Annotated in this window: 26 protein-coding genes and 1 pseudogene; 15 read left to right on the forward strand and 12 right to left on the reverse strand. The window is 66.5% G+C overall.

Annotation, left to right across the window (positions count from 1 at the left end; genetic code table 11):
• Window positions 1-239 precede the first annotated feature (239 nt).
• The 5 genes and pseudogenes from MMB74_RS14510 (at window position 240) to MMB74_RS14530 (ending at window position 3,562) form a co-directional block, all read left to right on the forward strand.
• Complete coding sequence (locus MMB74_RS14510) at window positions 240-554, forward strand: hypothetical protein (RefSeq protein ID WP_277429344.1); 315 nt, start codon at window positions 240-242, stop codon at window positions 552-554.
• Window positions 555-848: 294 nt separating this feature from the next.
• Window positions 849-1,298: pseudogene (locus MMB74_RS14515) on the forward strand (lytic transglycosylase domain-containing protein); the annotation flags it as partial.
• A gap of 306 nt (window positions 1,299-1,604) precedes the next feature.
• Window positions 1,605-2,213 carry a hypothetical protein gene (locus tag MMB74_RS14520; RefSeq protein ID WP_277429345.1) on the forward strand — a complete coding sequence of 203 codons (609 nt, stop codon included), beginning with the start codon at window positions 1,605-1,607 and terminating at the stop codon, window positions 2,211-2,213.
• Between the two features lie 75 nt (window positions 2,214-2,288).
• Window positions 2,289-2,879, forward strand: coding sequence for a sigma-70 family RNA polymerase sigma factor (locus MMB74_RS14525; RefSeq protein WP_277429346.1), 591 nt, complete (start codon window positions 2,289-2,291; stop codon window positions 2,877-2,879).
• Window positions 2,876-3,562 (forward strand): hypothetical protein, encoded by a 687-nt coding sequence (locus MMB74_RS14530; protein ID WP_277429347.1) that lies wholly within the window; start codon window positions 2,876-2,878, stop codon window positions 3,560-3,562. Before MMB74_RS14525 ends, MMB74_RS14530 begins: the two co-directional genes overlap by 4 nt.
• 60 nt (window positions 3,563-3,622) lie before the next feature.
• Here MMB74_RS14530 and MMB74_RS14535 read toward each other — a convergent pair whose 3' ends face one another.
• Complete coding sequence (locus MMB74_RS14535) at window positions 3,623-4,393, reverse strand: hypothetical protein (protein WP_277429348.1); 771 nt, start codon at window positions 4,391-4,393, stop codon at window positions 3,623-3,625.
• Between the two features lie 282 nt (window positions 4,394-4,675).
• On the opposite strand from MMB74_RS14535, the gene MMB74_RS14540 reads away from it, so the two are divergent.
• Window positions 4,676-5,995 (forward strand): S8 family serine peptidase, encoded by a 1,320-nt coding sequence (locus MMB74_RS14540; protein ID WP_277429349.1) that lies wholly within the window; start codon window positions 4,676-4,678, stop codon window positions 5,993-5,995.
• Window positions 5,996-6,062: 67 nt separating this feature from the next.
• On the opposite strand, the gene MMB74_RS14545 is transcribed toward MMB74_RS14540, so the two are convergent.
• From MMB74_RS14545 to sctU, 11 genes are all read right to left on the reverse strand, one after another.
• Complete coding sequence (locus MMB74_RS14545; RefSeq protein ID WP_102612670.1) at window positions 6,063-6,518, reverse strand: CesT family type III secretion system chaperone; 456 nt, start codon at window positions 6,516-6,518, stop codon at window positions 6,063-6,065.
• A gap of 85 nt (window positions 6,519-6,603) precedes the next feature.
• Window positions 6,604-6,789: a hypothetical protein gene (locus tag MMB74_RS14550; protein WP_146012142.1), complete on the reverse strand. Its 186-nt coding sequence runs from the start codon at window positions 6,787-6,789 to the stop codon at window positions 6,604-6,606.
• A gap of 89 nt (window positions 6,790-6,878) precedes the next feature.
• A complete protein-coding gene (locus MMB74_RS14555) occupies window positions 6,879-7,139 on the reverse strand; it encodes a type III secretion system protein (RefSeq protein WP_277429350.1) in 261 nt (86 codons plus the stop codon).
• 8 nt (window positions 7,140-7,147) lie between these two features.
• Window positions 7,148-8,149, reverse strand: coding sequence for an HrpD5 family protein (gene hrpD5 / locus MMB74_RS14560; protein WP_277429351.1), 1,002 nt, complete (start codon window positions 8,147-8,149; stop codon window positions 7,148-7,150).
• A gap of 94 nt (window positions 8,150-8,243) precedes the next feature.
• Window positions 8,244-9,206 (reverse strand): hypothetical protein, encoded by a 963-nt coding sequence (locus tag MMB74_RS14565; protein ID WP_277429352.1) that lies wholly within the window; start codon window positions 9,204-9,206, stop codon window positions 8,244-8,246.
• Entirely contained in the window at window positions 9,203-9,466 is a 264-nt protein-coding gene (sctS, locus tag MMB74_RS14570; protein ID WP_277429353.1) for a type III secretion system export apparatus subunit SctS, read from the reverse strand. Before sctS ends, MMB74_RS14565 begins: the two co-directional genes overlap by 4 nt.
• A 31-nt stretch (window positions 9,467-9,497) precedes the next feature.
• Window positions 9,498-10,148, reverse strand: a complete 651-nt coding sequence (gene sctR, locus MMB74_RS14575; RefSeq protein ID WP_277429354.1) for a type III secretion system export apparatus subunit SctR — start codon at window positions 10,146-10,148, stop codon at window positions 9,498-9,500.
• Entirely contained in the window at window positions 10,132-11,247 is a 1,116-nt protein-coding gene (gene sctQ, locus MMB74_RS14580; protein ID WP_277429355.1) for a type III secretion system cytoplasmic ring protein SctQ, read from the reverse strand. Before sctQ ends, sctR begins: the two co-directional genes overlap by 17 nt.
• A gap of 43 nt (window positions 11,248-11,290) precedes the next feature.
• The gene (gene sctP, locus MMB74_RS14585) at window positions 11,291-12,010 is read right to left on the reverse strand and encodes a type III secretion system protein SctP (RefSeq protein ID WP_277429356.1); all 720 of its coding nucleotides are present in this window, start codon (window positions 12,008-12,010) and stop codon (window positions 11,291-11,293) included.
• A gap of 7 nt (window positions 12,011-12,017) precedes the next feature.
• Window positions 12,018-14,078: a type III secretion system export apparatus subunit SctV gene (gene sctV / locus MMB74_RS14590; protein ID WP_277429357.1), complete on the reverse strand. Its 2,061-nt coding sequence runs from the start codon at window positions 14,076-14,078 to the stop codon at window positions 12,018-12,020.
• Entirely contained in the window at window positions 14,065-15,156 is a 1,092-nt protein-coding gene (gene sctU, locus MMB74_RS14595; protein ID WP_277429358.1) for a type III secretion system export apparatus subunit SctU, read from the reverse strand. Before sctU ends, sctV begins: the two co-directional genes overlap by 14 nt.
• A 267-nt stretch (window positions 15,157-15,423) precedes the next feature.
• On the opposite strand from sctU, the gene MMB74_RS14600 reads away from it, so the two are divergent.
• From MMB74_RS14600 to MMB74_RS14640, 9 genes are read left to right on the forward strand one after another with little or no spacing between them, the layout of a single operon-like run.
• Entirely contained in the window at window positions 15,424-16,005 is a 582-nt protein-coding gene (locus tag MMB74_RS14600; protein WP_277429359.1) for an HrpB1 family type III secretion system apparatus protein, read from the forward strand.
• A gap of 32 nt (window positions 16,006-16,037) precedes the next feature.
• Window positions 16,038-16,433 (forward strand): type III secretion protein HrpB2, encoded by a 396-nt coding sequence (locus tag MMB74_RS14605; protein WP_277429360.1) that lies wholly within the window; start codon window positions 16,038-16,040, stop codon window positions 16,431-16,433.
• Between the two features lie 16 nt (window positions 16,434-16,449).
• The gene (gene sctJ / locus MMB74_RS14610; protein ID WP_277429361.1) at window positions 16,450-17,277 is read left to right on the forward strand and encodes a type III secretion inner membrane ring lipoprotein SctJ; all 828 of its coding nucleotides are present in this window, start codon (window positions 16,450-16,452) and stop codon (window positions 17,275-17,277) included.
• A 16-nt stretch (window positions 17,278-17,293) separates the two neighbouring features.
• Window positions 17,294-17,986, forward strand: coding sequence for a type III secretion protein HrpB4 (locus MMB74_RS14615; RefSeq protein WP_277429362.1), 693 nt, complete (start codon window positions 17,294-17,296; stop codon window positions 17,984-17,986).
• Window positions 17,983-19,110: a type III secretion system stator protein SctL gene (sctL, locus tag MMB74_RS14620; protein WP_277429363.1), complete on the forward strand. Its 1,128-nt coding sequence runs from the start codon at window positions 17,983-17,985 to the stop codon at window positions 19,108-19,110. The genes MMB74_RS14615 and sctL overlap by 4 nt, the downstream gene beginning before the upstream one ends.
• Window positions 19,107-20,468, forward strand: coding sequence for a type III secretion system ATPase SctN (sctN, locus tag MMB74_RS14625; protein ID WP_277429364.1), 1,362 nt, complete (start codon window positions 19,107-19,109; stop codon window positions 20,466-20,468). Before sctL ends, sctN begins: the two co-directional genes overlap by 4 nt.
• Window positions 20,469-20,513: 45 nt before the next feature.
• Window positions 20,514-21,038, forward strand: a complete 525-nt coding sequence (locus tag MMB74_RS14630; RefSeq protein WP_277429365.1) for a hypothetical protein — start codon at window positions 20,514-20,516, stop codon at window positions 21,036-21,038.
• Window positions 21,035-22,969 (forward strand): 2-succinyl-5-enolpyruvyl-6-hydroxy-3-cyclohexene-1-carboxylic-acid synthase, encoded by a 1,935-nt coding sequence (gene menD / locus MMB74_RS14635; protein ID WP_277429366.1) that lies wholly within the window; start codon window positions 21,035-21,037, stop codon window positions 22,967-22,969. The genes MMB74_RS14630 and menD overlap by 4 nt, the downstream gene beginning before the upstream one ends.
• Window positions 22,969-24,432 (forward strand): polysaccharide pyruvyl transferase family protein, encoded by a 1,464-nt coding sequence (locus MMB74_RS14640; protein WP_277429367.1) that lies wholly within the window; start codon window positions 22,969-22,971, stop codon window positions 24,430-24,432. The genes menD and MMB74_RS14640 overlap by 1 nt, the downstream gene beginning before the upstream one ends.
• The last annotated feature ends 16 nt before the right edge of the window (window positions 24,433-24,448 follow it).

Below are 24,448 nucleotides of genomic sequence, written 5' to 3' on the forward strand. Positions count from 1 at the left end.
GTTGACGACACGCCGGCTCTAGTGTTCCGTGCGAGGGCTTGCAGGCCGGCACAAGAGCCTATCCGCGGCTCATTCAACCCGTCGCCGAAAAAGCGCGGTTTGGCATGCGGGGCAAGCGGCCGAGTCGTCTCGCACCTGGCCCTCCTTGTCGCATGGCCACCTCCTTGGCGCTTCGCCCGCGTGGTCGACATTTCGTTTCATGAGCTAGCGATTCCAGGCCGTTTGCGGACTATCGTTCCATGAGCGAACCAAACTGCGAACGGGAGGGCATCCGGGTGTTTTACGAGAACGAAGAACAGTCAGATCCATGGGACGCGCCGGACGACGCTTTCGGTGTGTCGGTGCCGGTTTCCATGGTCCATCACTCGTCCGGGGACATCGATATCCTCGTCATCGACTTGACGCATCAGGACGAAAGTGGGTGTTTTGCCCAACACCGAATTCGCTTCAGCGCACAAGCGGCAGCTCAGCTTCTCGATGCGATGAGCGGCGCCGTCGAGAGCGGGCACGTCCTATTCGGCGGCGAACGTCCCGCGATGGCGACACTGCACTAGCTCGCAATTTTTGCTACGCGCCCGCCTGTCGTGACCGCGAGAATGGAAGCTCGCTTTCAACACGATCAGGAGCCATCCCATGTTGGGCCATGTCGACCCGATCGAGCTCACGCATGGCGAACGCCGGCAACGTCCACGGCGTCCTGGTCCGAGCGGTGCGCCGGCAAGCGCGTCCGACACGCGAACGCTGAGCTTCGTGAGCGGTGTCTGGACTTCGCAATTGCGAACGGCGCGACTATTCGCGTTGGCGAGAATGGGCGCGTTTAATTGCACTCTTGTTCGAACCGACGCGAAATGCCGACGAAAACCCGCCGCCTATCACGATCGCTCGCCCTTGCCGCTTTGCTCTGCCTGGCCTGCGCGTGGGCCGATCCCGCACACGCCGACTGCTTTGACGAGGCCGGCGCCTACCAGCATGTCAATTCGATGGTGCTGCGCGCCATTGCCTGGCTCGAATCGCATAACCGGCCCGATGCCATGCATCGCAACGCTAACGGTTCGATCGATTACGGCGTCATGCAAATCAATTCGATCCATTTGCGCGAACTCGATCGCTACCATATCTCCCGCGCGACGTTGATGCGGCCATGCGCGAACGTCTATGTCGGGGCGTGGCACCTGCGCCGCATGATGAACAAGTACGGCAATACATGGGCGGCAGTCGGCGCCTACCATTCCGAGACTCCGGCCGAGCGCGATCAGTACGCGCGCCACGTCGAGCATATCCTCGCCAAGTGGCGCCTATCGGTCTTTTCGCACAAGGCAGGGGAGGGCGACGGCATGCGGGTGTCCCCCGTCAGCGTCGCAGCGGACGACGACGCGCCGGAGAGCGGGCCGCAGAGCGGGCCGGCCGCCGCGGGGTGGCCGGATGTGAAAGGAATAGTTTTCGGGGTGTTGCAACATTTCAGCGCGTACATGGCACGTACTGCGACATTTCATTTGGAGTGAGCGCGCCCGGGCGGCGGGGCAACCGCCGATGAGCAGGCGCGGGCGCGATCGCCAACCGGCAGGCTGACCCGCGAGCGAGGCCGCCCAACGCTGGAGAGACCCTTGTTGAATTTCCCGGATGCGGGGAAAGCGGCGAAACTGCGGCTGGCCGGCTCTGCCGTGCTCCTATCGCTGTTGCTCGCAGCATGTGCCCATCTCACGCTGATTCCGCTGCCGCAGGACCCGACGGCGGCCGCAGTGAGGCGGATGGCCGTCGCCGGCGATCGGATGGTCGTCATCGGCATCGCCGCCGGCGTGGGCCGCACGCCCGGCGATTTCCGCGATCCGCAGATGAAGGCGACGATCGCCGCGCTCGAGCGGGATTACCAGTTGCGCGAGATTTTCGAGTGGCCTATCGTGTCGCTGCAGTTGCATTGCGTTGTGCTCGAAATCGAAGGCAGGCAATCTCGCGACGCCCTGCTGAGCAAGCTTACGGCCGATCGGCGCGTGCGGCTTGCGCAGCCGCTCGTCAGCTTCCACACGCCTGACTCCGCTACGGGCCGGTGCCAGCGCGGCTGCGCCGGGAGACGGCGCGACCGGACCGGCGAACTGCTTGCGGTTGCGGGTATTGCGGATAAGGACTTCCTTACCCCCGAATCCGATGTCGGCTACCTTGTGGCATGGTGCGAATTCAAGCACGCCGGAGCAGCCGCCGCGGCAGGTTTTTTTTGACCCCGTCCCGCAACTTTTTCATCGCTTCGCGCTACCTACAGGGTCCCAGCGCTTGCTCCAACTGTGATCCGCGTCATGCTATTGAATCAAGCCACTCCCTTTTGCGATGACAAAGAAGCCACCGATGCGGACGACCTGCATCTGCTGCGGCGCGTGGCGGATCAGGACAAGCAAGCGCTGGCGCAGCTTTACCGGGCATACCACGGCCGGCTCGCGCGCTTTCTCAACCGGTTTACGAGGCGTCAGGATCTGATCGAGGAAGTCATCAACGATACGTTCATGGTGGTCTGGCAGAAGGCGGAGGCGTTTCGTGGCGATGCGCGCGTGTCCACGTGGCTGATGGGCATCGCCTATCGCGTGACGCTGCGTGCGCTGCGCGACGGCAGCTTCCGCTATCAGGAGTTCGCCGCGGACTTCGAACACGAGGCAGTCGAGCCGTTTGTCGATCATGAGCAGGCCGACTGGGTCGACAAGGGGCTGAGGAAACTTTCGCCCGAGCAGCGCTTGGTGATGGAACTCGCTTACGTAATGGGCCATTCCCTCGAAGAGATCGCGCAAATTACCGAAGCGACGGTGACGACGGTCAAGGCGCGGATGTTCCATGCCCGCGTGAAGTTGCGGAATATTATGCCGATGCTGGCAGGCGTGACCGGAGACGAGCGATGAGCATGATTGCAGTCGACGACGAACGCGTGCATCTGCGTGTCTGGGAGATGCTGCCGTGGGTCGTGAATGGTAGGGCCGACGCGAGCGAGTTGCGCCGGGTGAACGAACATCTGCGAGGGTGTGCCTTGTGCCTGTCCGAACTCTCGCGTCAGCGCGACCTGCGCTCGATCATGAACGGGCGCGAGCCGCAGGCGCCGCGCGTGGAGAGCGGACTCACCAAGCTGCTGCAACGGATCGCTGACGCCGAAGTCGACGCCCAGGCGCATCGGGTGTCGGCGCTGCGGCAGCCCCAGGCTGCAGCGAACGCCCGCTCGGGTGTCGCAGCGGCGCTGGCATGCGCTCTAGCCGCGGTCGTGCTGCTGCAATCGGGCGCGCGCGCCGTGCTCGATGAGCGCCTGCGGGCAGAGCCGGCAGCGGTGTATCGCACGTTGTCCGAACCGGTTGCCCGCCCCGATCGGGCGGCGATCCGGCTCGTCGTCGACGAGCGGATGTCCGTTCACGACTTGCAGACGCTGTTGATTTCGCGAAACCTGCAGATCGTCGCCGGCCCAGATGCAAGTGGCATTTATTCGCTTGCACCGCTCGGCGCAACGGCTTCCCTCGACGCCGTGGCGGCCGCGTTGCGCGCCGCGCCGGGCGTGAGATTCGCGGAGCCGGTCGCGCAGGCGCCGAGCGGGCCGTAATCGCGCCGCGACCCCTCGGCCGATTGGCGCCGCGGCCAGTGCGGGGCGTCCGTCACGGGCTCAAAAATGCCAGATGACGTCGGCGATCCAACGGTGGGCGAGCAGGCTGCCCATCCGCGCCTGTATTTGCGTGGGCGCGCGCGTACCGATATACCAGAGATCGCACTGGATCGAGCCATACTCGTAGGTCAGTCCGGCATCGCCATAAACGAAGCCGCTGCCCAACTGGGCGCGCAGATCGTAATAGCCGATACCGGCTGTCGCCGAGAAGCCATGCGCGAGCGGTAGCCGGCCTGCGATGTCGTAAGAGAACGCCCGCGATTTCGGCGATGGACCGAATGCGGTATCGGGCGAAGCCGTGACGGAGGCGAACACGGTGTCACGCCATCCGCCGCGCAGCGCGACTTCGGCGTAGCCCATCCGCGCGGCGAACGGCATATGCTCGAACTGATAGCGCGAGACGATGGTCTGGACAGTCCAATCGCCGTGGACTCGCCACGTGTAGCCGGCATCGGCGACGATCTTGGCGCCCTCTTCCGGAAAGTGCGTCGAGCGCATTGTCAGTGCCGACGCCCCGATGAAAAAACCGCCGCCAGGGTCGGGGTACCAGCTTGCGCCGATACCGACCGTCGGCGTCTTATCGCTTTCGACGATGCCGCGCGTCGTAGCGCCGGTCGCGCCGCTGACCTCGAATAGCCACCCGTTCGGCGCGGCGGATGCCGCCTGCGGCACCAACATGCAAGCGGCAACGGCGCAATGCGCCCAGAGCACGCGCGCAGGCGCCGTGGCTGCGCTTCGTGAGGGTCCGATCGTACTGCGTCTCGACTTCATGGAAACAACGACTCGACTCGCGGCCGGCGCGGGCCAGCCGCCTACTGATGAACGCAGCGAACGGGTGAATATTGCTCGCGCCGGAAACGACGTGTGCCCGATCCAACCTTTGGGGAGCCAATCGTAAATCAGATCAAAAAAAAACTCGACCCGGGACCCACCTTATTGCAACATTCCGTGCAGGGTGAGGCACTCACCCTTATGCGCTGCTGTCGTGCATCGGCCACGGCCGACGCACGCGCTGTTCGGCAGCCAACGACCGAAGGAATCAAGGAACGACCGATGAATCGATGTGCCGCAGCAGGTCCGTGGTGGCGCCGGGGTGCCTGGCTGGGCGCGGCCGCAGCGTTATGGCTTGCCGCGTGCAGCAGTAGCCCCTCGCTCATTCCGCCGTCGGTGAACGACGTCGATCCTGCCGTGGTGGCGCGAATGACTTCAGCCACCGACAAAATGGTGGTCATTGCCGTCGAGAACCCGGCGGAATCGGTTCCAACGATGGCTGGGACCACGGCCGGCGGGTACGGCAGCCCCCCGGGCTATCTCGCATACGGTAGCGCGCGGGCGATGGTGGCCGCGCTCGCCAAGGATTATCGCTTGCGGGAGCTGACAGCCTGGCCGATTCTGCCGCTTCATGTGCATTGCGCGGTTCTCGAAATCACGGGCGGCCAGCGGCGCGACGTGCTGCTGGCGAAGCTCGCACACGACCGCCGAGTGCGGCTTGCCGAGCCGCTGCAGTCGTTCCGGACGCTGAGCACGCCGTTGCGCTACGACACCGGTTACGAGTCGCTGCAGCGCGGCATGAAAGAGATTGATGCGCTTGCCGCGCAGCGTGTGACGCACGGAGACGGCGTGCGCGTCGCCGTGATCGATACGGGCGTCGATACGCGGCATCCCGGTTTGTCGGGCAGGATCGCGTTGACGCGCGATTTCGTCGAGCGCGACATGGCGCACTTCAATCGCGACGTGCATGGCACCGCCGTCGCAGGCGTCATTGCGGCAACCCCCAGCGACGGGCGCGGCGTCATAGGCGTCGCGCCGGGGGCACGGATACTTGCGCTCAAAGCATGCTGGAGCGTGCCGGAAACGGCGGCGTCGCTGTGCAACTCGCTGACGCTCGCGGAAGCGCTGTCGGCCGCGATCGAGTCTCATGCGCAAGTCATCAATCTGAGCCTGACGGGCCCGCCCGATCCGTTGCTTGCGCAACTCGTCGATTACGCGCTGCGCCATGGTGCGATCGTGGTCGGCGCCGTGCCGCCGGACGGCGACCGCCATGCGTTTCCTGTCGGCGTGCCCAACGTGATCGGCGCAGATTTGCCGGGCTCGCACGTGAGCGATGTCGTCCACGCACCGGGTCGCGACGTGCTGACGTTGACGCCGGGGGGGCACTACGATTTCCTGTCCGGCTCGTCTTTTTCGGCGGCTTACGTCTCGGGCATCGCCGCACTGATGCTGGCCGTCGATCCGCATCTCGACGCGGCGCACGTCTATGCGGCGCTCAAAGGCAGTGTGAACGGCGCCGGCAGCACGCAGACCGTCAACGCCTGCGATGCCCTCGCGGCGGTCGGTGGTGGGGCGTGCACGGCCGTGGCAGCGCTGCACTAGGAAAACATATCGGGGCGCAGTCTTTGGTTCGATCGCTCGGCGCGACGCCGCGTGGGACTGCCCTCGATCAAGCGCGCAGCCAGAAGTACGAACCCGACGCGATCCCTTCGAACATCTCGTCACTCGACTCGATGATGTTCTGCCGCCAGTAGCGGCCGTGCTCTGCGTAATGAGTGAGCAGTTCGGCGACGGTGTCGCCGTTGACGTCGTCCGTGATCGGCAACCGCAGGATCAACACGATGCCGCCCGTATCGGCGTCGAGCCCGAGCTGCGCCTGATCCTGCGCATAAATGAGCAGATTCGCTTCCAGCATCAGCCGAAACACGTTCAGCGTGCGGCCTGCCGTGACGGTGCCGTAATGGAAGTTGACGTACATCGCGGCCGGATCGTTCTCGAAGTGATCGAGCCGCACGTCGAAGCCTTCCACTTCGAGCGTATGCGTTTGCAGCACGTAATCCGCATTGGGCAGACCGACCACGGCGCAGGTTTCGCGGACGATCTCGCCGTAACGTTCGAGGCTCATGCAATGCTCCTTGTCGGCAGCGCTGCTGCAATGGGCAAGAAAAAAGCCGCCCGCCGCGCAAACGGCGGGCGGCCGAGCGATGCCGTTACGACTTCTGCGACGCTGACTGTACGCCCGAGGCGGCAGCCTTTTCGACGTTGGTGAAGGCTTCGATCATCGAAATGATCATTTGATCTTCGGCCGCTTGCAGCATGACCGGAATCATTGCCATCATCGACGACTTCATACCGCCCGAAGCGGCGCCTGCTCCAACTGTGGATGCTGCGGACATAGCATTCTCCTATAGGAAAAGATTGAGGTGGACTACAGGGGTGGAACAACCGGCATCGTGACCGAGAGGTGTGCCAGGCGATGCTCGTTTCAGCGCGGGTTTTGCCCGAGCGTTTGCAGCTCGTGCAGGTGCGCCACGATTCGGCGCGCCGCGACGAAGCCGCGATAAAGAATCTGCAATTCAGAACGTTCCTGATCGCCGCCGGCTTTTTGCGTGGCGTCCGCGAGTTCCTTCGCGGTCGTTTCGAGCGCATCGGTGGCGCGCTTCACGAGCGAGTGGCTCATCGGCGAGGCCAGCGTGGCCTTCAGGTGGGTCAGGTCGTTCGCCACGGGTGCGAGTGATTCGTACATGGTTCGCCTCACAGATCGGATGGAGAAGTGGCAGAGTGCTTCGTCTCTGCTTGCGGATAAAGGTGCTTCACACCGTCGGGCGTTTCGACGTAATGCACGCCCGCGATGGAGATGACTTCGGAGTACTGCTCTTGCGGCAGCGTGTGTGCCGCTTCGGTGACCGCCACGTCGATGCGCTTGACGTTCTGGTCGAGATCGGTCTTCGCGTGCGCGAGCGCCGCTCGGAAGGCCGGCAGCGACGATACGCTGCCGGCCACTTCGAAGGCGCCCGCGCCGCGGTACGAGACCTGTACGCCGGGAATGCCGAGCGCTTGCTTGAGGCTGCGGCAGTCTTCTTCCGCGACGTCGTAATGCCGGAGCACATGGCTCTGGTCGGGCGCCACTCGCGCAAACACGGCACGGGCGGCCACGTCCTCGGCGGCGTTTCTGACCATGCCCGTGACCACCACGGCGGCGCCGCGCGGCGCGACATCGAGTCCATCGATGCCGGCCGAATGGAGTTCGGAGGCGATACGCGCCGTCAGCGTACGTGGATCGGGCGTTGCATCGGCCTCGCGGGGCGCACCGACAAAGAGCGCGACGCCCGTGATCAGCAGTGCCCCGACCATGCCGGCGCCGATGAGCGTGGCCACGAGCGGGGCGGCGATGCGGCGCTTATGGGGACCCGGCGCCGCGGATGCGGCCGGCGCTTCGGGCTTGATCCAGAGCATGCGCAGCAAGTCGACGTCGCTTGGCCACGAATCGTCCTCTGGGCCGGCTGCGAGCACCACGTCGCCGAACGGGATCGGGATCAGGTCCGGCACGAGCGTCACCGTGGCCTCGGCCTCGTCGTCCGCGGTTTGATGCCAGCGCAGCACGCCGCCGGCATCGAGCGAGAGCACGATGGCGTGATCGTCCCAATCGGTCACGCAGATGTCGGCGGCATCGTCCGGCCCGATCCGGTACTCGCCCGGAACCAGGCGGATCTGTGCGCCCGCGTGGGCGCCGGTCAAGATGCGTAGCTGCTTCATGTCGGTTGTCCTGCTGTGCGCGTCCTGCATTCGGTTTCGGATATGGGCCAGTGTACGAAGCGACGATGCATGTCCCGGTGTGCGTGCGAAGGGATCAAGGGTTTTGCGAAGCTTTCGGTCCGTTTGTCTGCGGCCGAACGTCGCCGTGCTCGGGCTCGGTGCTCACGGCGGCAAGGCCCGAATGCAGCAGGTTCGCAGCCAACGCGAGCTGACGCGGCGTCGACGGGCGTTCCGCACCGAGCATCATGAGCGGAGCGAGCAGATTGACCGTGCGCGCACGATCGTCGGCGACCCGGGGCGACGCGGCCGGTGGCGCACTGTCCTGCACTTCCAGGAGGAGCTGCTTGACGCCGGCAAGGCCTGTCGGGTTCGGTTTGATCCCGCGCTTGCGCAGCGACTGAAGCGCAGCGTTCAGATCGATCGAAAGGCCGAGCCAACGCGGCGTCGCCCGCGCCTTCGGATCGCCCGACAATGGCCTCGCAATGTCGAGCACCTGTTTAGCCAGCGCTCGCCGCATGTCGAGCTCGAGTTGCGCGGGGGGGGCGCCCGGCGCCTCGACCGCGGCAAGCACGGCGTGGCTGGCCGCAGCCGGATCGATGCGCTTCGCGCGGCGGACCTTGACGATGGGCGGGGCTTGATCGTCGCGTCCTTCGCGCTCCCTTTGCCGCTCTTGCTGGCCTTCCTGCTCGCGGCCTTCTCCCTGGCCACCGCCGTGATGGCGCCCGTCTTTGCCCAAGCGCTCATGCCGCCGGTGCTGACCATGCTCGGTCCGGGCCGTCTTGGTCTCCGTCTGCGCGTTGCGGCGCACCGGCCGATGCAGTACGAGCGGCTTGCGGCGTCGGCGCTTGAGCTTGGTGAGCGGATGATTGTGCTTGAGCGTGTGATGCATCGGCGAGGCGATTTCTTCCTTCGCGGCGAAGCGCGCTTCACGATAGAAGCGGGTCTGCTGTGTCTGGCGCAGCGTTCGCGCGATGCCGGCCGCGAGCCGCGCGGCCTCGGATTCCGTTTCGTCGGTCTCCGCGTGCGGCGGCGGACCGCCCCCATGGACCGAGATCATGACGGCACCGCCACGGCGATCAACTGATGCGCGAAGCGCACGATCATGGCGGCGCCCCAGGCGCCGAATATGGCGATGCCGGCGACGGCTGCAACGAGCTTGACGGCGAAGGACAGCGTCTGGTCCTGCAGCGAGGTGATAGCCTGCAGGAACGAGACCAGCATGCCTGCGCTCGCCGCGATGACGACGATCGGCAGCGACACATACAGGCAGATCAGCATGCCTTGTGTCGTGAGGCGGATCAGATTGTCGATTTCCATACCGGTTTCTCCGTTGCGTGCGGCGCGCCCGTCAGCGATAGGTGAGAACGAGACCATGAATCAGGGTCGACCAGCCATCCATGACGACGAACAGCAGCAGCTTGAACGGGATCGCGACGTTGGTCGGCTGCACCTGAGTGAGGCCCATTGCCATCAGCACGTTGGCGATGACGAGATCGACCACGACGAAGGCGATGTAGAGCAGAAAGCCGATCCGGAAAGCATCGGTCAGCTCTGTCAGCGTGAACGCCGGCGCCAGCACGATGAGGTCGTTCTCCTGTAGCTTCGCTGCGAGCGGCTTCGGCCAGACGATCGACGCCGAGTGCAGGAAGAACCGCTTTTCGCGCTCGTTCGTGTGCTTCATCAGGAATTGCCGGAACGGCTCGCGGGCGGCGCCGAACGTATCGATCATCACCTGCGAGGTGTCTTGCCGCGTCCGTTCTTGCTGCACGGTATCGAGCGCCTGCATCGCGATCGGTGCCATGACATAGATCGACACGAGAATGGCGATGCCGTTGAGCACGGTATTGGGTGGCACCTGCTGCACCCCGAGACCGTTGCGTAGCAGCCCGAGCACGACGACGATCTTCGCGTACGAGGTGACGACCATCGCGACGAAGGGCAGCAGCGTGATCGCGATGACCGCGATCAGCAGCCCGGTGAAGTCACTGAACTGAATCATCGCCGTGTGTCATCTCGAGAATGCGAACGCCAAGATGCTCGCCGACCGTCACGAGCTCCCCGAAACCGATGGTCTGTCCGTGCGCGCTCATGCGAATGCGCGCGTCGGCGAGCGGCACTGCCAGCTCCACGACATAACCGGGACGCAAGGCCGTGAGCTGCGAGACGGGCATGGCGACCGTGTCGACCTCAAAGCGGATCGGCAGGCCCAGGCCGCTCACGTCGAACGCGGCCTGGTCTTCGGGTTGTTCGGACGGGATGTCCATTTCTGCTTGGGTCATGGTGGGTTCTCCTGTCAAGGTCATCGTGTTGGTGCCGACGCGCACCGGCACGCGGATGCCGGGTGCGCCGGGCGTGCCCCATAGCGCGTGGATTTCGGTGGTGCGATCGCGTGTCGCGAGCCAGTCGGATACGCGCGGGTCGAGCGCGCGCAACACAACATCGCCCGCGCGCAGCGAACGTAGCGTCGCGATTCGCATCGTCTTCGTGCCGAGCGCGAGCCTGCCGGGCACGCGCAGCGCGCCAAGCGCCCTAGGCAGCGGCAGACGCTGGGTGCCGATGCGCGCTTCGAGCACGTCGAGGCAGCCGTCGTCGGGCGGCGGCATGATGCATTCGAGCGCAAGCGCTTGAGCGCGCAGCGAAATGGCGAAGCGCGCATTGCCTCCGCGCGGCGGTGTTCCGCGGTGAACGGCCGCTACGCTCAGTTCGCCAAGACCGAGCGCAGCGCAGCGTTGGGTCAGCGGTTCGAGCAGCGCGGCGGCCACGGCGTGGCGCAGGGCATCGTCGGCGGGTACGGGCCGTCCGGCGCCGGCGTGTGCGCCATCGGCGGCGACCGCGGCGAGCGCCGGGTGGCGCGAGAGGTCGATCGCGGCCGCAGCGTGGGCAAAGCCATGCCGCAGTTCGATCCAGCCGGCTTCGTGAAAGCGCGTGGATTCGGCCGTGCCGACGCGCCAGTGCGTAATGCCGTGCTGGCTCAGCCATGCGGGTAGGCGGGCGTCGGCGAGGAGCCGGGCGAAGCGGGCGGCGCCGTGCGTGAGCGCGGGCGGAGCGCTGTCCGCCAGCCGCTTGACGGAGCCTGGTTTGCGCGAGGAAATAGACATGGCGGTATCTGCGGGTTCCATGGTCAGGGTCGGCGTGGGAGCGTCAGTCGACGGCGATCTCGATGTCGCGTGGCTCGCCGCGTTGCGCGAGCGTGGCGGCGAGCTGCGCCTTCAACGTTTGTTCGTGATGCAACACTAGATGCCGCGAAAGGTTCGCCTGCGTCTCGAACCGAAGCGCCAGAGTGAAATGCGAAAGGCTCAGATGCAACGTGCACTCCGGCAGGATCGCGGGGTCGAGCGCCAGGCGGATGGCCCACTGACCTTGTGCGCCGACGGCACGGTCGCAGCAGAAGTCCGCGGCACGCTCGACGAGAAAGCGGACCCAACCGTCGAATTCCTGACGCATCGCCGCGATCGCGCCGACGCAGGGCGCCGCGTGCGTTTCGATCCGGCGTCCGATCGGCGTCCGCGCGTGCGTACCAGGGGGAGCCGCTACCGCTGCCCGTGGCGTGGCATGGCGACCCGCGAGCGGCTCAGGTGCGTGCTCGCACCCGCTCGCGAGCGTCAGTGGCTCGTGAGCGTCGCACGGTGCCTCGTGCTGCTCGTCGTGCAGCGTTTCGCCGGCTTGCCGGCGGTCGGCATGTTCGTCGAAGCCATGCCCGGCTTTCGTCGGCCACCAGGCGGGCGAGCGCCGCGGGGCTCGCCGCGCGAGTCGCACGAGTGCGCCGTAGTCGCCGCGACGCACGCTCGGCGGCGCGACGCCGCCGGGCAAAGCGCCAGGCAGTACGCGTAGGGGTAGGGGATTGACGCTGTATATGGACATGGCGGCCTCACATCGTTATGCGACCGACAGGCTGCATCTGGACATGGCCGCCCAGTTCCTGGTACGAGTAGACAGGCAGCCATGCGAGCCGGCTTTCGATCATGCGCCGCACGTAGCGGCGGATGTCCATCGAGGCGACCACGGCGAAGGCCTCGCGCGGCGTGTCGCCCGCATGCGCGGCGATGCTGTCCACGAAGTACTGCATTTCTTCGGGCGGCAGCGCGAGGAAGTTGCCGGTCGGCGTTTGCCGGATCGCCTGACGGATGTGCTGCTCCACGGGCATATCGAGCACCACCGCCGCGAGCGCGCGCTGCGCGCCGGCCGCGCGGTGGGCAAGGTAAGGCGCGAGGTCGCCTCGCACATACTCGGCGAGCAGCAGCGGATCCTTCTCCTTCGGCCCCCACAGCACGAGGCTTTCCATGATGCCGCGCACGTTGCGGATCGAGATCTGTTCTTCCAGCAGCCGGCGCAGTACGTCGGCGATCTTTTGCAGCGGTACGGCCTTGGTCACTTCGGTAACGAGGCCCGGATAGTCGACGTTCAACTGGTCGAGCATCCATTGCGTTTCCTGGATGCCGAGGAACTGCTGCGCGCGCATGCGCAACAGCGCGATCGTTTCGTGTGCGATCACATCCTCGGCGCGCCAGACGGTGGCTTTTGCCGGCGCCGCGTTTTCGCCGATCCAGAAGCTCTCGAGCGCACCGCCGGCCGCGCCGCGCGCCTCGCATCGGGCCGCGAGTTCGGGCTCGCGGGCCGCATCGGGCAACATGACTTTCCCCGCGGGCAGCGCGACGCGGGCGCCGGGTACGTCGTGAATCAAGACTTCGTAATTGGCGGCGGGCAGCTCGGACGACGACCACATGGTGATGCCCGGGAACGGTAGGCCGAGCTCGTCCTGCAAGCGCGTGCGGCAGACGTCGAACGCATCGTTGAGCCGCTGCGCGGACAGATGCGCGACGAGATCGGGTGCGAGGCGCACGCCGATCGGCGCCGCGAACTGCGGCGCTCGTGTCATGATCGCCGGCGCCTCGCCTTTCGCACCCGCGCGTTGGAAGGCGGCCACGGCATCGCTTGCCTTCGATTCGGAGCGCGTGTTGCTTTGCTTCGAGAGACGATAGCCGGCGAAGGCGAGGATGCCCGCAAGCAGCACGAACAACAGCTTGGGGAAGCCCGGCACGAATGCGAAGCCGATCAGCAGCAGGCTGGCGAAATAGAGCGGGCGCGCCTGGCCGCCGAGCTGGCGCAGGATTTCGTTGCCAAGCGACTTGTCCTTGCGTTCGTCGAGGTCGTTGGAGACGCGCGTGATCATCACGCCGGCGGCCACCGAGATCAACAGCGATGGGATTTGCGACACCATCGCGTCGCCGACCGAGAGAATCGAGAAGCGGTTTGCGGCCTCGCCCGCCGTCATGCCGTGATAAGCCACGCCGACCGCGATCCCGGCCAGGATGTTGATCAACGTGATGATGAGGCCCGCGACCGCGTCGCCCTTGACGAACTTCATCGCACCGTCCATCCCGCCGTGGAGTTGGCTTTCCATGGCGAGATGCGTGCGCTTGCGGCGAGCCTCCTCGGGCGTGAGCGCGTTCGAGCGCAACTCGGCATCGATACTCATCTGCTTGCCCGGCATGCCGTCGAGCGTGAAGCGCGCCCCGACTTCGGCCACGCGCTCGGAGCCTTTGGCGATCACGATGAACTGCACCACGGCGATCGTCACGAATACGACGAGACCGACCACGAGGTTGCCGCCGACCACGAGCTCGCCGAAGCTCTCGATGATGTGACCTGCGTTCGCGTGCAGCAGAATCGCCTTGGTGGAGGCGATGTTCAGCGACAGCCGGTACAGCGTCGTGAAAAGCAGCATCGAGGGGAAGGTGGACAGTGCGATCAGGTCTTGCGCATAGAGCGTCGTCATCAGGACCGTCACGCTGAGCGTGATGTTGACGGCGACGAGCGCATCGATCGCTTCAGTGGGCAGGGGCAGCACCATCAGAGAGACGATGGCCACCACGAGGCCGGCGATGCCGACCTCGCCGATGGCCGGCATGCGGAGTTTACGCAGATTCATGGTCAGGCTCCGGGTAGGTGGGGCTCGGCTCGCGCAACGCACCCACGCTGTTGACCCAGCGCAGGATCGCGGCAACCACTTCGAACATCGTTTCGGGAATCGGATCGCCGACTCTCACGCGGTAGAGCGTGCGTGCGACTGGCGGGTTGGCGACCACGGGCACGCCGGCCTCGGCCGCATAGCGGCGCACGAGCGCGGCATCGGCGTCGACTCCACTCGCGACCACCACAGGCAGCGCGTCGGTCCCGGGCTGATAACGCAGCGCGACGGCGTAGTGGGTGGGGTTCGTGACGACGAGCGTGGACAAACCGACGGCCTTCTTTTGTGGCTCTTCCATCACCATCTCGCGGCCGATCTTCTTGCGTTCGTTTTTGATGTGGGGGTCGCCGTCGTCCTGTTTGCGCTCGCGCTTGACATCGTCTTTCGACATGCGGTTCTGACGGACGAACAGCCAATGCATGACCTTGTAGTCGGCGATGCCGATCACGAGATAGGCGACGGCCGCGATGGCGAGCAGCCGCTCGAGCGAATGCCAGAGCAGGGTGATCAGCTTGGGCAGCGTTTGATACGGTGCGCCCGAGAGTAGCGGCAGCAGGCCGCGGATCGTCACCCACATGATCGCCAGCAGCACCGACGATTTGATGATCATCTTCACTAGGTCGATGACCGCGCGCAGCGAAAAGATGCGCTTGAGGCCGCTCGCCGGGTTGACCTGATCGAACTTGGGCATCACAGGTTCGAACGAAACGAGCAGGCTTACCTGCGCGGCGTTGGCGACGCCGGCCGCGAGCGCCGCGCCGAACGCGATCGGCACCGAGAGCAGCACGCCGGCTTTGGCCATGGCGCCAAGCGCCACGAGCGTGCTCTGCAGGGAATGTTCGCCATGAACCGCTTCGAGGGCAGCGTGAACGATCGTGTGCAGCAAGTCCGTCACGAGATGCAGCCCGACGGCGAGCATCATCACCACGGCGAGCACGCACACGCTTTCCGCGATGTCCTGACTCTTGGATGCCTGCCCTTTCTTACGGACATCCTTGAGTCGCTTCTGTGTGGGTTCTTCGGTCTTCTCCCCGCTCATCGCCGGGCCTCGCTTACGCAATCAATCGACGGGCCGACGATAGCGTCGCGTACCGAGAAGCGCCGCGCTTATTGACAATCTGTTGCGATCGGCTTTCACACTTTTTTGCAATCGGGCGGGCGCTCGGACGCAAGCTCGGGCGGCTTCGCAAACGCGCTATTTCCTTCGCATCCTGAACGTGTTGTCCACATCGGATTGTTACTTTGAGTGCAAGACCGATCGCCAAGCGGCGAGCGGCATGCCACCGACCATGGAGAGGAAACGGAAATGAGCGAAGCGAACGAGTACATGCGTTTCGATGACCACGTCGTCGACATCATGCTGGAAGTGCTCGGTGTGGCGATGCGCGACAACTTCCCGAACTGCCGCATCGATCACGACGACATGGCCTATATCTACGACGCGCTGACGGTGCTGTGCCACCACACGCCCGAGCTCGATATGTTCGAGGGCCTGCTCAACGTCGCGCGGCAGGACTTCATCGGCGCGAGCCACACATTCCAGCGGCTGGTGGATCAGGAACAATGCCTGCCGAGCAGCCGCGCGCTGCTGGTGGTCTGCAAGGCGATGAACAACGATCCGAACTGGGAGGGCGAAGCGCGGCAGATCGTCGAGGAGGAGACCGACGAGGACACGGTGCTCATGGTGCGCACCGTCATCGCGCGCCAGGACTTGCTCAACGCGATCGAGTCGGCCAAGCGCTCGGGGCAGTTCGAGATGCCGGCTTCGATCGTGGCGCTCAAGGAGGACCGTGCGCGGCGCCAGGCGGTTCAAGCCGAGGGAGCCGTGCCGGTGCCGACGCAAATCGATCCGTCGCTGGTGATGGGCGGCCAGTACATGCGCTTGTGATTCGTGCGCAATCGCGGTTCGGGAGAAACATCATGAGTGCAGCACCGATTTCGTTTTCGCAATTCAGCCAAGTGCTCTCGCACGCGTTCGATGGCGCAGGGGCGGCGCAGGCCGGCCCGGCGCGAGGTGCGGACGCCTTCCGCGCGATGGCCGAGACGAGCCGCATGACGCCGCCGCGCCCGCCCGAGACCGACACCGGCGCGCTGGTCTCGCGGCTTGCGCGCTCGCAGGACGCCGCTTTCAAGACCGTGTCGGACGACATGCTCTACATGGTCAACAACGCCGAGCGCATGTCGATGCCGCAATTGACCGCGGCCACCGTCCAGGTGCAACTCGAGACGGCCGGCATGCAGGTCGACCTGCAGACCAAGCTGGCGGTCGTGACGTCGTCGAAGGACGCGCTCGACACGCTGATGAAAAACCAGTGACGCCGCGGTGACCATCATGCGCAAGACCTTTTCCCGCGCGCTGCTGCGCCGTGCCGCGCTCCAGGCGAGCCTGGCGCTCGCGCTGCTGCTCGTGGGCTGCCACAGCGAGCTGTACGGCAACCTCACCGAGCACGACAGCAACGAGATGGTGGCCGTGCTGCTCGACAACAACGTCGATGCGCAGAAATCGACGCAGGACGGCGGCAAGACCTGGGACGTTGCCGTGGACAACGCCCAGTTCGCGCGTGCCATGCAGGTACTCGGGGCAGCCGGCCTGCCGCGGCGCAAGTACGACAACCTCGGCGATCTGTTCAAACAGAGCGGGCTCGTATCGACCCCGACCGAGGAGCGCGTGCGCTTCATCTACGGCGTGCAGCAGGAGCTTTCGGACACGCTTTCCAAGATCGATGGCGTGATCGTCGCGCGGGTGCAGATCGTGTTGCCGAACAACGACCCGCTGGCCTCGACCGTCAAGCCCGCGTCGGCCTCGGTCTTCATCAAGTATCGGCCGAACGCGGACCTCGCCACGCTCACGCAGCAGATCAAGAACCTCGTCGCGCATAGCGTCGAGGGGCTGTCCTACGATCAGGTGTCCGTGACGAGCATGCCGGCCGATCCGGTGGTGCTCGCGACCCACTCACGGCATGGGGCCCCTGGGCTCATCGTCGGTATCGCGCTGCTGATCTTCTTCTGCTGCGCAGCCGTGCTCTATGTGGTGCTCTCACGCAAGGCCTCGGCGGGACGTGCGGGCGGATTGATCGGCCGCTTCTTCGGCAAGCGCGTCGCGCCGGCGGAAGGCGCACCCGCGCCCACCCCCGTCGAGCCGACGATGGCGGCGCACTGAGCCGATGGAGCGGACCATGAGCATTGCACCGAGCCACGTGCATGAAGGGCTCGATACACCCGTGCGCCGCATCGCACAGGTGCTGGCGCGCTTCGAGGCGAACCGCCTCGACCTGCTCGCCTGGATCGACCGCTCGTGGCTTCCGGCGTGGGCCGAGCGGCTCGCGCCGGCCCTGCGCCGCGACGAAGGTGCGCTGGCGCTCGCCCATGCGATCGGGCTCGGTTTGCCGCGGCTCGACGCCTGCACCGCCGACGATCCGGCACAAGGCGCGTTGGCGATGCTGAGCGTCGAGCAGGCCATGACGATGTTGCGCGTGCGCTCGCTCTGGTTCCGCCGCAACGAATTGCGGCGTCTGGTCGGCCGCGTCAGCCGTGACCATTGTGCGCAGTTGATCGGCATCCGCGGTGCGGCTGGCTTGCTGCGCCACATTCAAGCCGCGACCGACGGCCCCCAGATCGAATCGCTGCGCCGCGCCGGCATGCCGGCAGTCGATACGCTCACCGCGCCGGCCTTGGCATGGGAGGGTTGGTGCCTGTTTCGCCGCGATGGCGTCTTGCCGGTCGACGGTCCGGCCGATCTCGTGCGGCTCGCGATGCCACGCGAATGGTCCGAGCCCGACTGGCTGGCCGGCTGCGATCGGACGATCGATGCCCACGGTTCGGCCCGGACGCTCGAGCTTTTACCTCATCTTTTTCCGGAGCGGTCATGATCCTTTGGCTTCGCGCCCGCAACGGCGACCCACATTCGATAGACGAGATCGCGCCTGAGTTGCCCGCGTGCGGCGTCGGTCTCGAAAGCGACGACGATGTCGTGCGACGCGAGGCGTTCGCGATGGTCCTCGACCTCGATGCAGCGGCACACGAGATCGAGCGCCAGCGCGAGACCATACTGGCCGATGCGCAGGCGCGCGCCGACGCGCTATTGGCCGAGGCCGAGGTCGAAGCCGAGCGCGTGCGGGCGCAAGCGCAAGACGAGTACGAAACGGCGGCCGAGCGCGGCTACCATGCAGGACGAGAGCGCGGGCTGGCCGAGTGGTACGAACGCAGCGCGCGCTCGGCCGCAGGCCAGCGTCGCGTGCAATCGCTGTTGCGCGAGCGAATCGTTGAACTCGTGGTCGATGCGACCGAGCAGATCGTGCGCAATGTCGACGTGTCGGCCCTCTTTGCCCGTTCGGCCGAGGTGGTCGAGCGCCTCGTCGAGGGCAGCACCTATTTGCGGGTTCGCGTACATCCCGACGACGAACGCGCAGCCGTCGGCGAGTTCGACCGGCTGGCCGCCATCTGGCGCGAGCGCGGCCACGGCGTCGCCGTCACGGTCATGGCCGATCGCGCGGTGGCGCGTGGAGCCTGCTTGTGCGAGTCCGATCTCGGCACGGTGGACGCGAGCCTCGACACGCAATTGGCAGCCTTGCGGGCGGCTGTGACGCGCGCGGTGCAGCGCACGGCCGGCGCCAGCGATGCAGATCTGGTGGATGCGGGCGTGGATCTCGAAGCGCTTGCCGACAGCGCGGCGCAGCGGGCCAAGGACACCGCGCCGGAAGTCGGCAATGACGCCGCGCGTGGATCCGACATCGCAACCGACGATGAAGCCGCTCCTGACGACGAATTTGAAGCGGGCCGCCGCGCAGCTCTTGCTCGCGCTGGCCAGCCGCAAGAACAGGACGAGCTCGAAGCGGCGACCGATGCGCAGGCCGCATCCGATGCCGAAGCGCAAGGCGAGGGGACGGCCGGCGACGACGAGCCCCACCACGACCCGTACGCGATCCCGTGGCTCGGCGATCCGGAATACGACCGCATCGCGCACCCCGATCATCACGCCGGAGTCCGCTCATGATGAACGACACCCTTGATGGTCTGCCCATGCCGGCGGGCTTCGGTGCGCTCTCGGCGCTCACCGACGCCATCGGCCAGGAATTGCGCGGTGGCTCGCGCGTCGAGACGCGCGGCAAAGTCCTGGAAGTCGTGGGCACGCTGATGCGCGTGACGGGGCTCGAAGTGCGGCTCGGTGAATTGTGCGAGCTGCGCGCCCCGAACGGACAGTTGCTGCAGCACGCGGAGGTGGTCGGTTTCTCGCGCAACGTCGCCGTGCTCTCGCCGTTCGGCCGCGTGGCCGACATCTCGCGCTCGACTCAGGTGATCGGCCTCGGGCGGCCGCTGTCGGTCCCCGTGGGCGATGCGCTACTCGGGCGCACGATCGACAGTCTCGGCACGCCGATCGACGGCGGCGGGCCCCTCGGATGCACCGAGCATCGCCCGATCTTCGCCGATCCGCCGACCCCGATGAGCCGCCCGATCATCGACCGCGACCTGCCGACGGGCGTGCGCATCGTCGACGGCCTGATGACGCTGGGCCTTGGCCAGCGCGTGGGCATTTTCGCGCCGGCCGGCGTCGGCAAGAGCACGTTGATGGGGATGTTCGCGCGCGGTGCGCAGTGCGACATCAACGTGATTGCGCTGATCGGCGAACGCGGCCGTGAGGTGCGCGAGTTCGTCGAACACATTCTCGGCGAGGAAGGCATGGCGCGCTCGGTCGTGGTGTGCGCAACGTCGGACCGGTCCTCGATCGAGCGCGCCAAGGCGGCGTTCGTGGCGACCGCCGTGGCCGAATATTTTCGCGACCGTGGCATGAGCGTGCTGCTGATGATGGATTCGCTGACGCGCTTTGCGCGCGCGCAGCGGGAGATCGGCCTGGCTGTCGGGGAGCCGCCAGCGCGGCGCGGCTTCCCGCCTTCAGTCTTCGCCGAGCTGCCGCGGCTGGTCGAGCGGGCGGGATTGTCCGAGCACGGCGCGATCACCGCGCTCTATACCGTGCTGGCCGAGGACGAGACGGGGGGCGATCCGGTCGCCGAGGAAGTGCGCGGCTTGCTCGACGGCCACATGGTTCTTTCACGTGAGATCGCCGCGCGCAATCAGTATCCGGCCATCGACGTGCTCGGCAGCTTGTCGCGCGTGATGCCGCTTATCACGACGCGCGAGCACATGGATCGCGCAGGACACGTGCGGCGGCTGCTCGCGAAACACAAGGAGATCGAGACGCTCCTGCAGATCGGCGAATACCGGCCAGGCGGCGACCCGCTCGCCGACGAGGCCGTTGCGCGCATCGACGCGATTCGCGCGTTTCTCTGCCAGCGCACCGACCAGTTCTCGTCGCCGCGCGAGACGGCTGCCGCACTCGCGGCGCTCGCGAACTAAGACCCGAAGGCCTCCGATGATCGTCGTAGTCGACACGTGCGCGCCATGAAAGACAGACGACAGTCCGCCTTCGGTCTAATGCTCGACAAGCGGCGGCGCCTGGACCGGTCGTTACGCGAAACGCTTGGCGCGCAGCGCGCGGAACTCGAGCAGGCCGAAGGTTTTGCGCGCGAAAAGCAGGCGGTGCGCGATGAAGCGAATGGCGTGCTGAACGGCTGCGATCACCGGATCGAGGCGATGCTCGCGGGCCAGGAGGCGATGTCGCTGCCGCATTTCAACCAGTTGCGCGAATACCGCGTGGTCCTCGTCGAGCGCGTGACGGCTGCCGAGGCCGAGCTGCGCCGGGCCGAGGCCGATGTCGCGCGTCGGCGCGACGAGATTGCCGATACGCGCGCGCAGATCGTGCGCAACGAAGGGCAGATCGACGTCATCGAGCGCCGTATCGAGAAGCTCAAAGCCGAGGCGGAGCGCGAGCACGAAGATCGGCAGGACGACGAGATCGAGGAAATCATGGTTGCACGGGCAGTTCGGCTGCGCGCTGCCGCGATCGAGACAGGAGAGACGGTATGAACAGGTACGACGGCGCGCGTGCGGCAGTGGTGGAAGCCCCGTCGCTCAATGGCGTATGGGTGGCGTGCGTGATCGAGGCGCTGCTCGCGCATGGCGTACGCAATGCCGTGCTGTGTCCCGGCGGCCGCGCAAGCGCGATGTGTCTGGCTATGGAGCGCGATGCCCGGGTGAACGTGGCGCTCGTGAGCACCGACGAGCGCAGTGGCGCGTTCGCTGCCCTCGGCATGGCCAAGGCGCACGGCGCGCCCGTGGCGATCGTGACCACGTCGGGTTCGGCGGTGGCCAATCTGCTGCCCGCACTCGTCGAAGCGGAGGCGAGCGGCATCCCGCTCGTGGTCGTGAGCTGCGACCGGCCGCGCCATCTGCGCGGCACCGGCTTCGGACAGATGGCCGATCATCTCGGTGCAACGGCTGCGGCGACGCGCGCACAGGCCGATCTCGACGACCCCGCCGATGCACCCGATGCGGTCATGCGCGCACGGCTGAAGCTCGATGCGGCGCTGCGGCAGATGACAGGCAGCATACGCCCCGAACCGAACGATTGCGGGCACACGTCCGCGCGCCGCGTTGCACCCGGTCCGATCCATCTGAATGTGCCGTTCGCCGGCGTGTACGATGCGCTCGAAACGTTGCCCGTCCGCGCCGTGACGGTTGCGGCCCTGCGTGCGCCGCTCGAGGGCGAGCGCGACGCGCGCGCGGATGCGCACGCCGCGGCCAATACGACCACCGGTGCTTGGAGCCAGGACGATGCTTCACGCTTGGCCGGGCGTATCGGCCAATTGCGCGCGCAACGGCGCGCGAATGGCGAACCGAGTGAAACGTTGGCCGCCGGCACGGTAAACGGACTCATCGTCGCGGGGGCCGAGCCTGGCGCGACGCGCGACGCAATCCTGGCGTTTGCGGCGGCCACGGGCTATCCGGTGCTGGCCGATGTCGGCAGTGGGCTGCGTGCCCACCCGTGCGCTCGCGGCCCGCAGGCGGCACCGGCTGCGGGAGCCCTGATCCTCAATCCGTTCGACGCACTCGCATCGCGCGCGCCGATGTCCGATGCGCGTTGCGAATTGATCGTGCGGTTCGGGCTGGCCCCCGTGCTGCCGACGCTTCACGAATTCCTGAAGGCGAACGCTGACGTGCCCGTCGTGAAAATTGCCGCCTGCGCCGACGAACGAGATTATCTGCACCCCGCGCTCGATTCTCGCGATTTGCTGAGCGGCGTCGATGCGCCCGCGCTGGGTCGGCTCGGTACGCAGCTTCGCACCCACGTGGGCGAGGCGGGCGAAGCGTGGCGCATGCGCTGGGCGGACAGGGCGGCCCATGGCATGCGCGTACGCCGTGCCTGCGTCGCGCAGCTCGCGTGGGGCGAAGTGTCGGCCACGCATCGACTGCTCGATGCCGAGGGGTTCGCGTTCGTTCATGTCGGCAACTCGATGTCGGTGCGGCACGCCGATATCGGCTATGACGTTCGCACGAGCGCTCAGGATCTTTATGTCAGCCGCGGCGTGAGCGGCATCGACGGCACGCTCTCGACGTTCCTCGGCGAAGCGCTTGCACGCCGCGAGCCGGGTCTGCTGCTCGTCGGCGATCAGGCGCTGCTGCACGACCTCGCGGCGCTTGCCTGCGCGCAGCGTGTCGATGTGCCGGCGTGCGTCTGCATCCTCAACAACGGGGGCGGGGCGATCTTCGACTACTTGCCGCTCGCGGCCGATCCTGACTATGCGCGCACGATTCGCAACCGCTACGGCTTCGACTGCGCGGCGCTCGCACAGGGGTTCGGGCTTCGCTATCGAAGGGCCGTCTCGCGCGTGACGCTCGACGAGGCGCTCGAGGCGGCGCGCGGTCATGCCGGTGTGACGCTGGTCGAGCTCGTCGTCCCGCCGCATTCGGGCATCATGCAGATGCAAGCGCTCGCGCAGGCGCTGGGGACGATGTGATGGGACGCCTTCTCCGATCGCTTGATCCGCCGAATTCCAACCGGGCGCTCCGCTTCCCGTACGTCCAGCAGGAGTGCGCAGGCGCGACCCCGTTTGGCGCGGCGGGCGCAGCCGCCGATCCCGTCGCGGCGTCGCGCGCGGCGCTCGAACGCTATGCGAATGCCGAGGCGCCGGACGAAATTTTTCTCGCCGACATGCAGTCCCGGATCGACGCCGCCAGCCTCCATGCCGAGCGAACCCGACGCACCGATGACGCGCTGCGCGTGCTGCTGTTGAGCTACAGCGGCGCCGGCAATACGGGAGCCGATCTGCGCACGATCGAGACGATCGCGCAGATCCAGGACGTGTTCGCACACCGGGCCCCGCGCATCAAGCTTTTCGCGCTCGGTACGCTGTTCGATCATCGTGTGCTCGCGCGCGTGAAAAAATACGATACGCCGTTGCCATACCTGCCCGATGCGCTCGAGGCGGCCGTGGCCGAGGCCGACCTCGTGCTCAACGTCGAAGGCTCCACTTATACGTCGAAGTTCTCCGATTCGCTGGCGGGCATGCTGATCGGCGGTGTCGCGCTCGCGCATGCACACGGATGTGCGGCCGTTTCGTACGGCGTCGACAGCGGCGCGATGAGTGCGCCGCTGCAACGGTTCGTGCGGCGCAATGCGGAGCGCGGCCTTGTCATCTGCCGCAATAGCGCAGCGTGTGCGCAGTTGGCCGAACTGGGCGTGTCGGGCGAGCGCGGCGCGGACGCCGCCTGGCGCTGGCGGGCGCGTGCGCGGGGGATGGGGTGCGAGCGCGACGGGCGCGTTGCTGCGCTCTGCGTGAAGAACCCGTTCTGGTGGCCGGTGTACGCCGATGCGCCGCAGGCGCGCGCACTCGCTGCCGCCGGCGGGGAATCGCCTCTGCGTTATGGCCCGCTGCACTTTCATAGCTGGGATGCGGCGCGCGAGCGCACCTACGAGTCCTATCTGAAGCGCTTCGCCACCCTCGGCGCAGCCTTGCTCGAGCGCGGCTATGAACCGGTGATCGTCGGCATGGAGCAGCTCGACGAGGCAGCTTGCCACGATCTCGCGGCACAGTTGCCGTTCGCGGTGCGCATCGTGGCGCGCGGCCATGCGGACCTGGAAACCGTGGCCACTACGGTCGCGCATGCCGACTGCGCGGTGACGACGCGCTATCACGCGGCCGTGCTGGCCGTGTCCCATGGCGTGCCGGTTTTTGGGCTTTCGATGGACGAGCGCATCGACCGGCTGCTCGACGAGGCGGGCCTCGGCAAGTGGCACGCGCGCTGCGACGACGACGGCGCGACGGCGCGCGCGCTAGAACGTATCGCCACCCTCGAGGACGGCTGCGAGCGGTCGCGCATCGTTGCGGCCTGCGAGCGTTATGCCGGCGCCCAGCGCGCCGTGTTCGAGCAGATGGGCAGGAACCTCGCCGCGTGGGTCGAGGCAATTCATTTCGGATGACGACGGAGCCTGGCGC

This window comes from Trinickia sp. Y13 (assembly GCF_029522115.1).
GTDB lineage: Bacteria > Pseudomonadota > Gammaproteobacteria > Burkholderiales > Burkholderiaceae > Trinickia.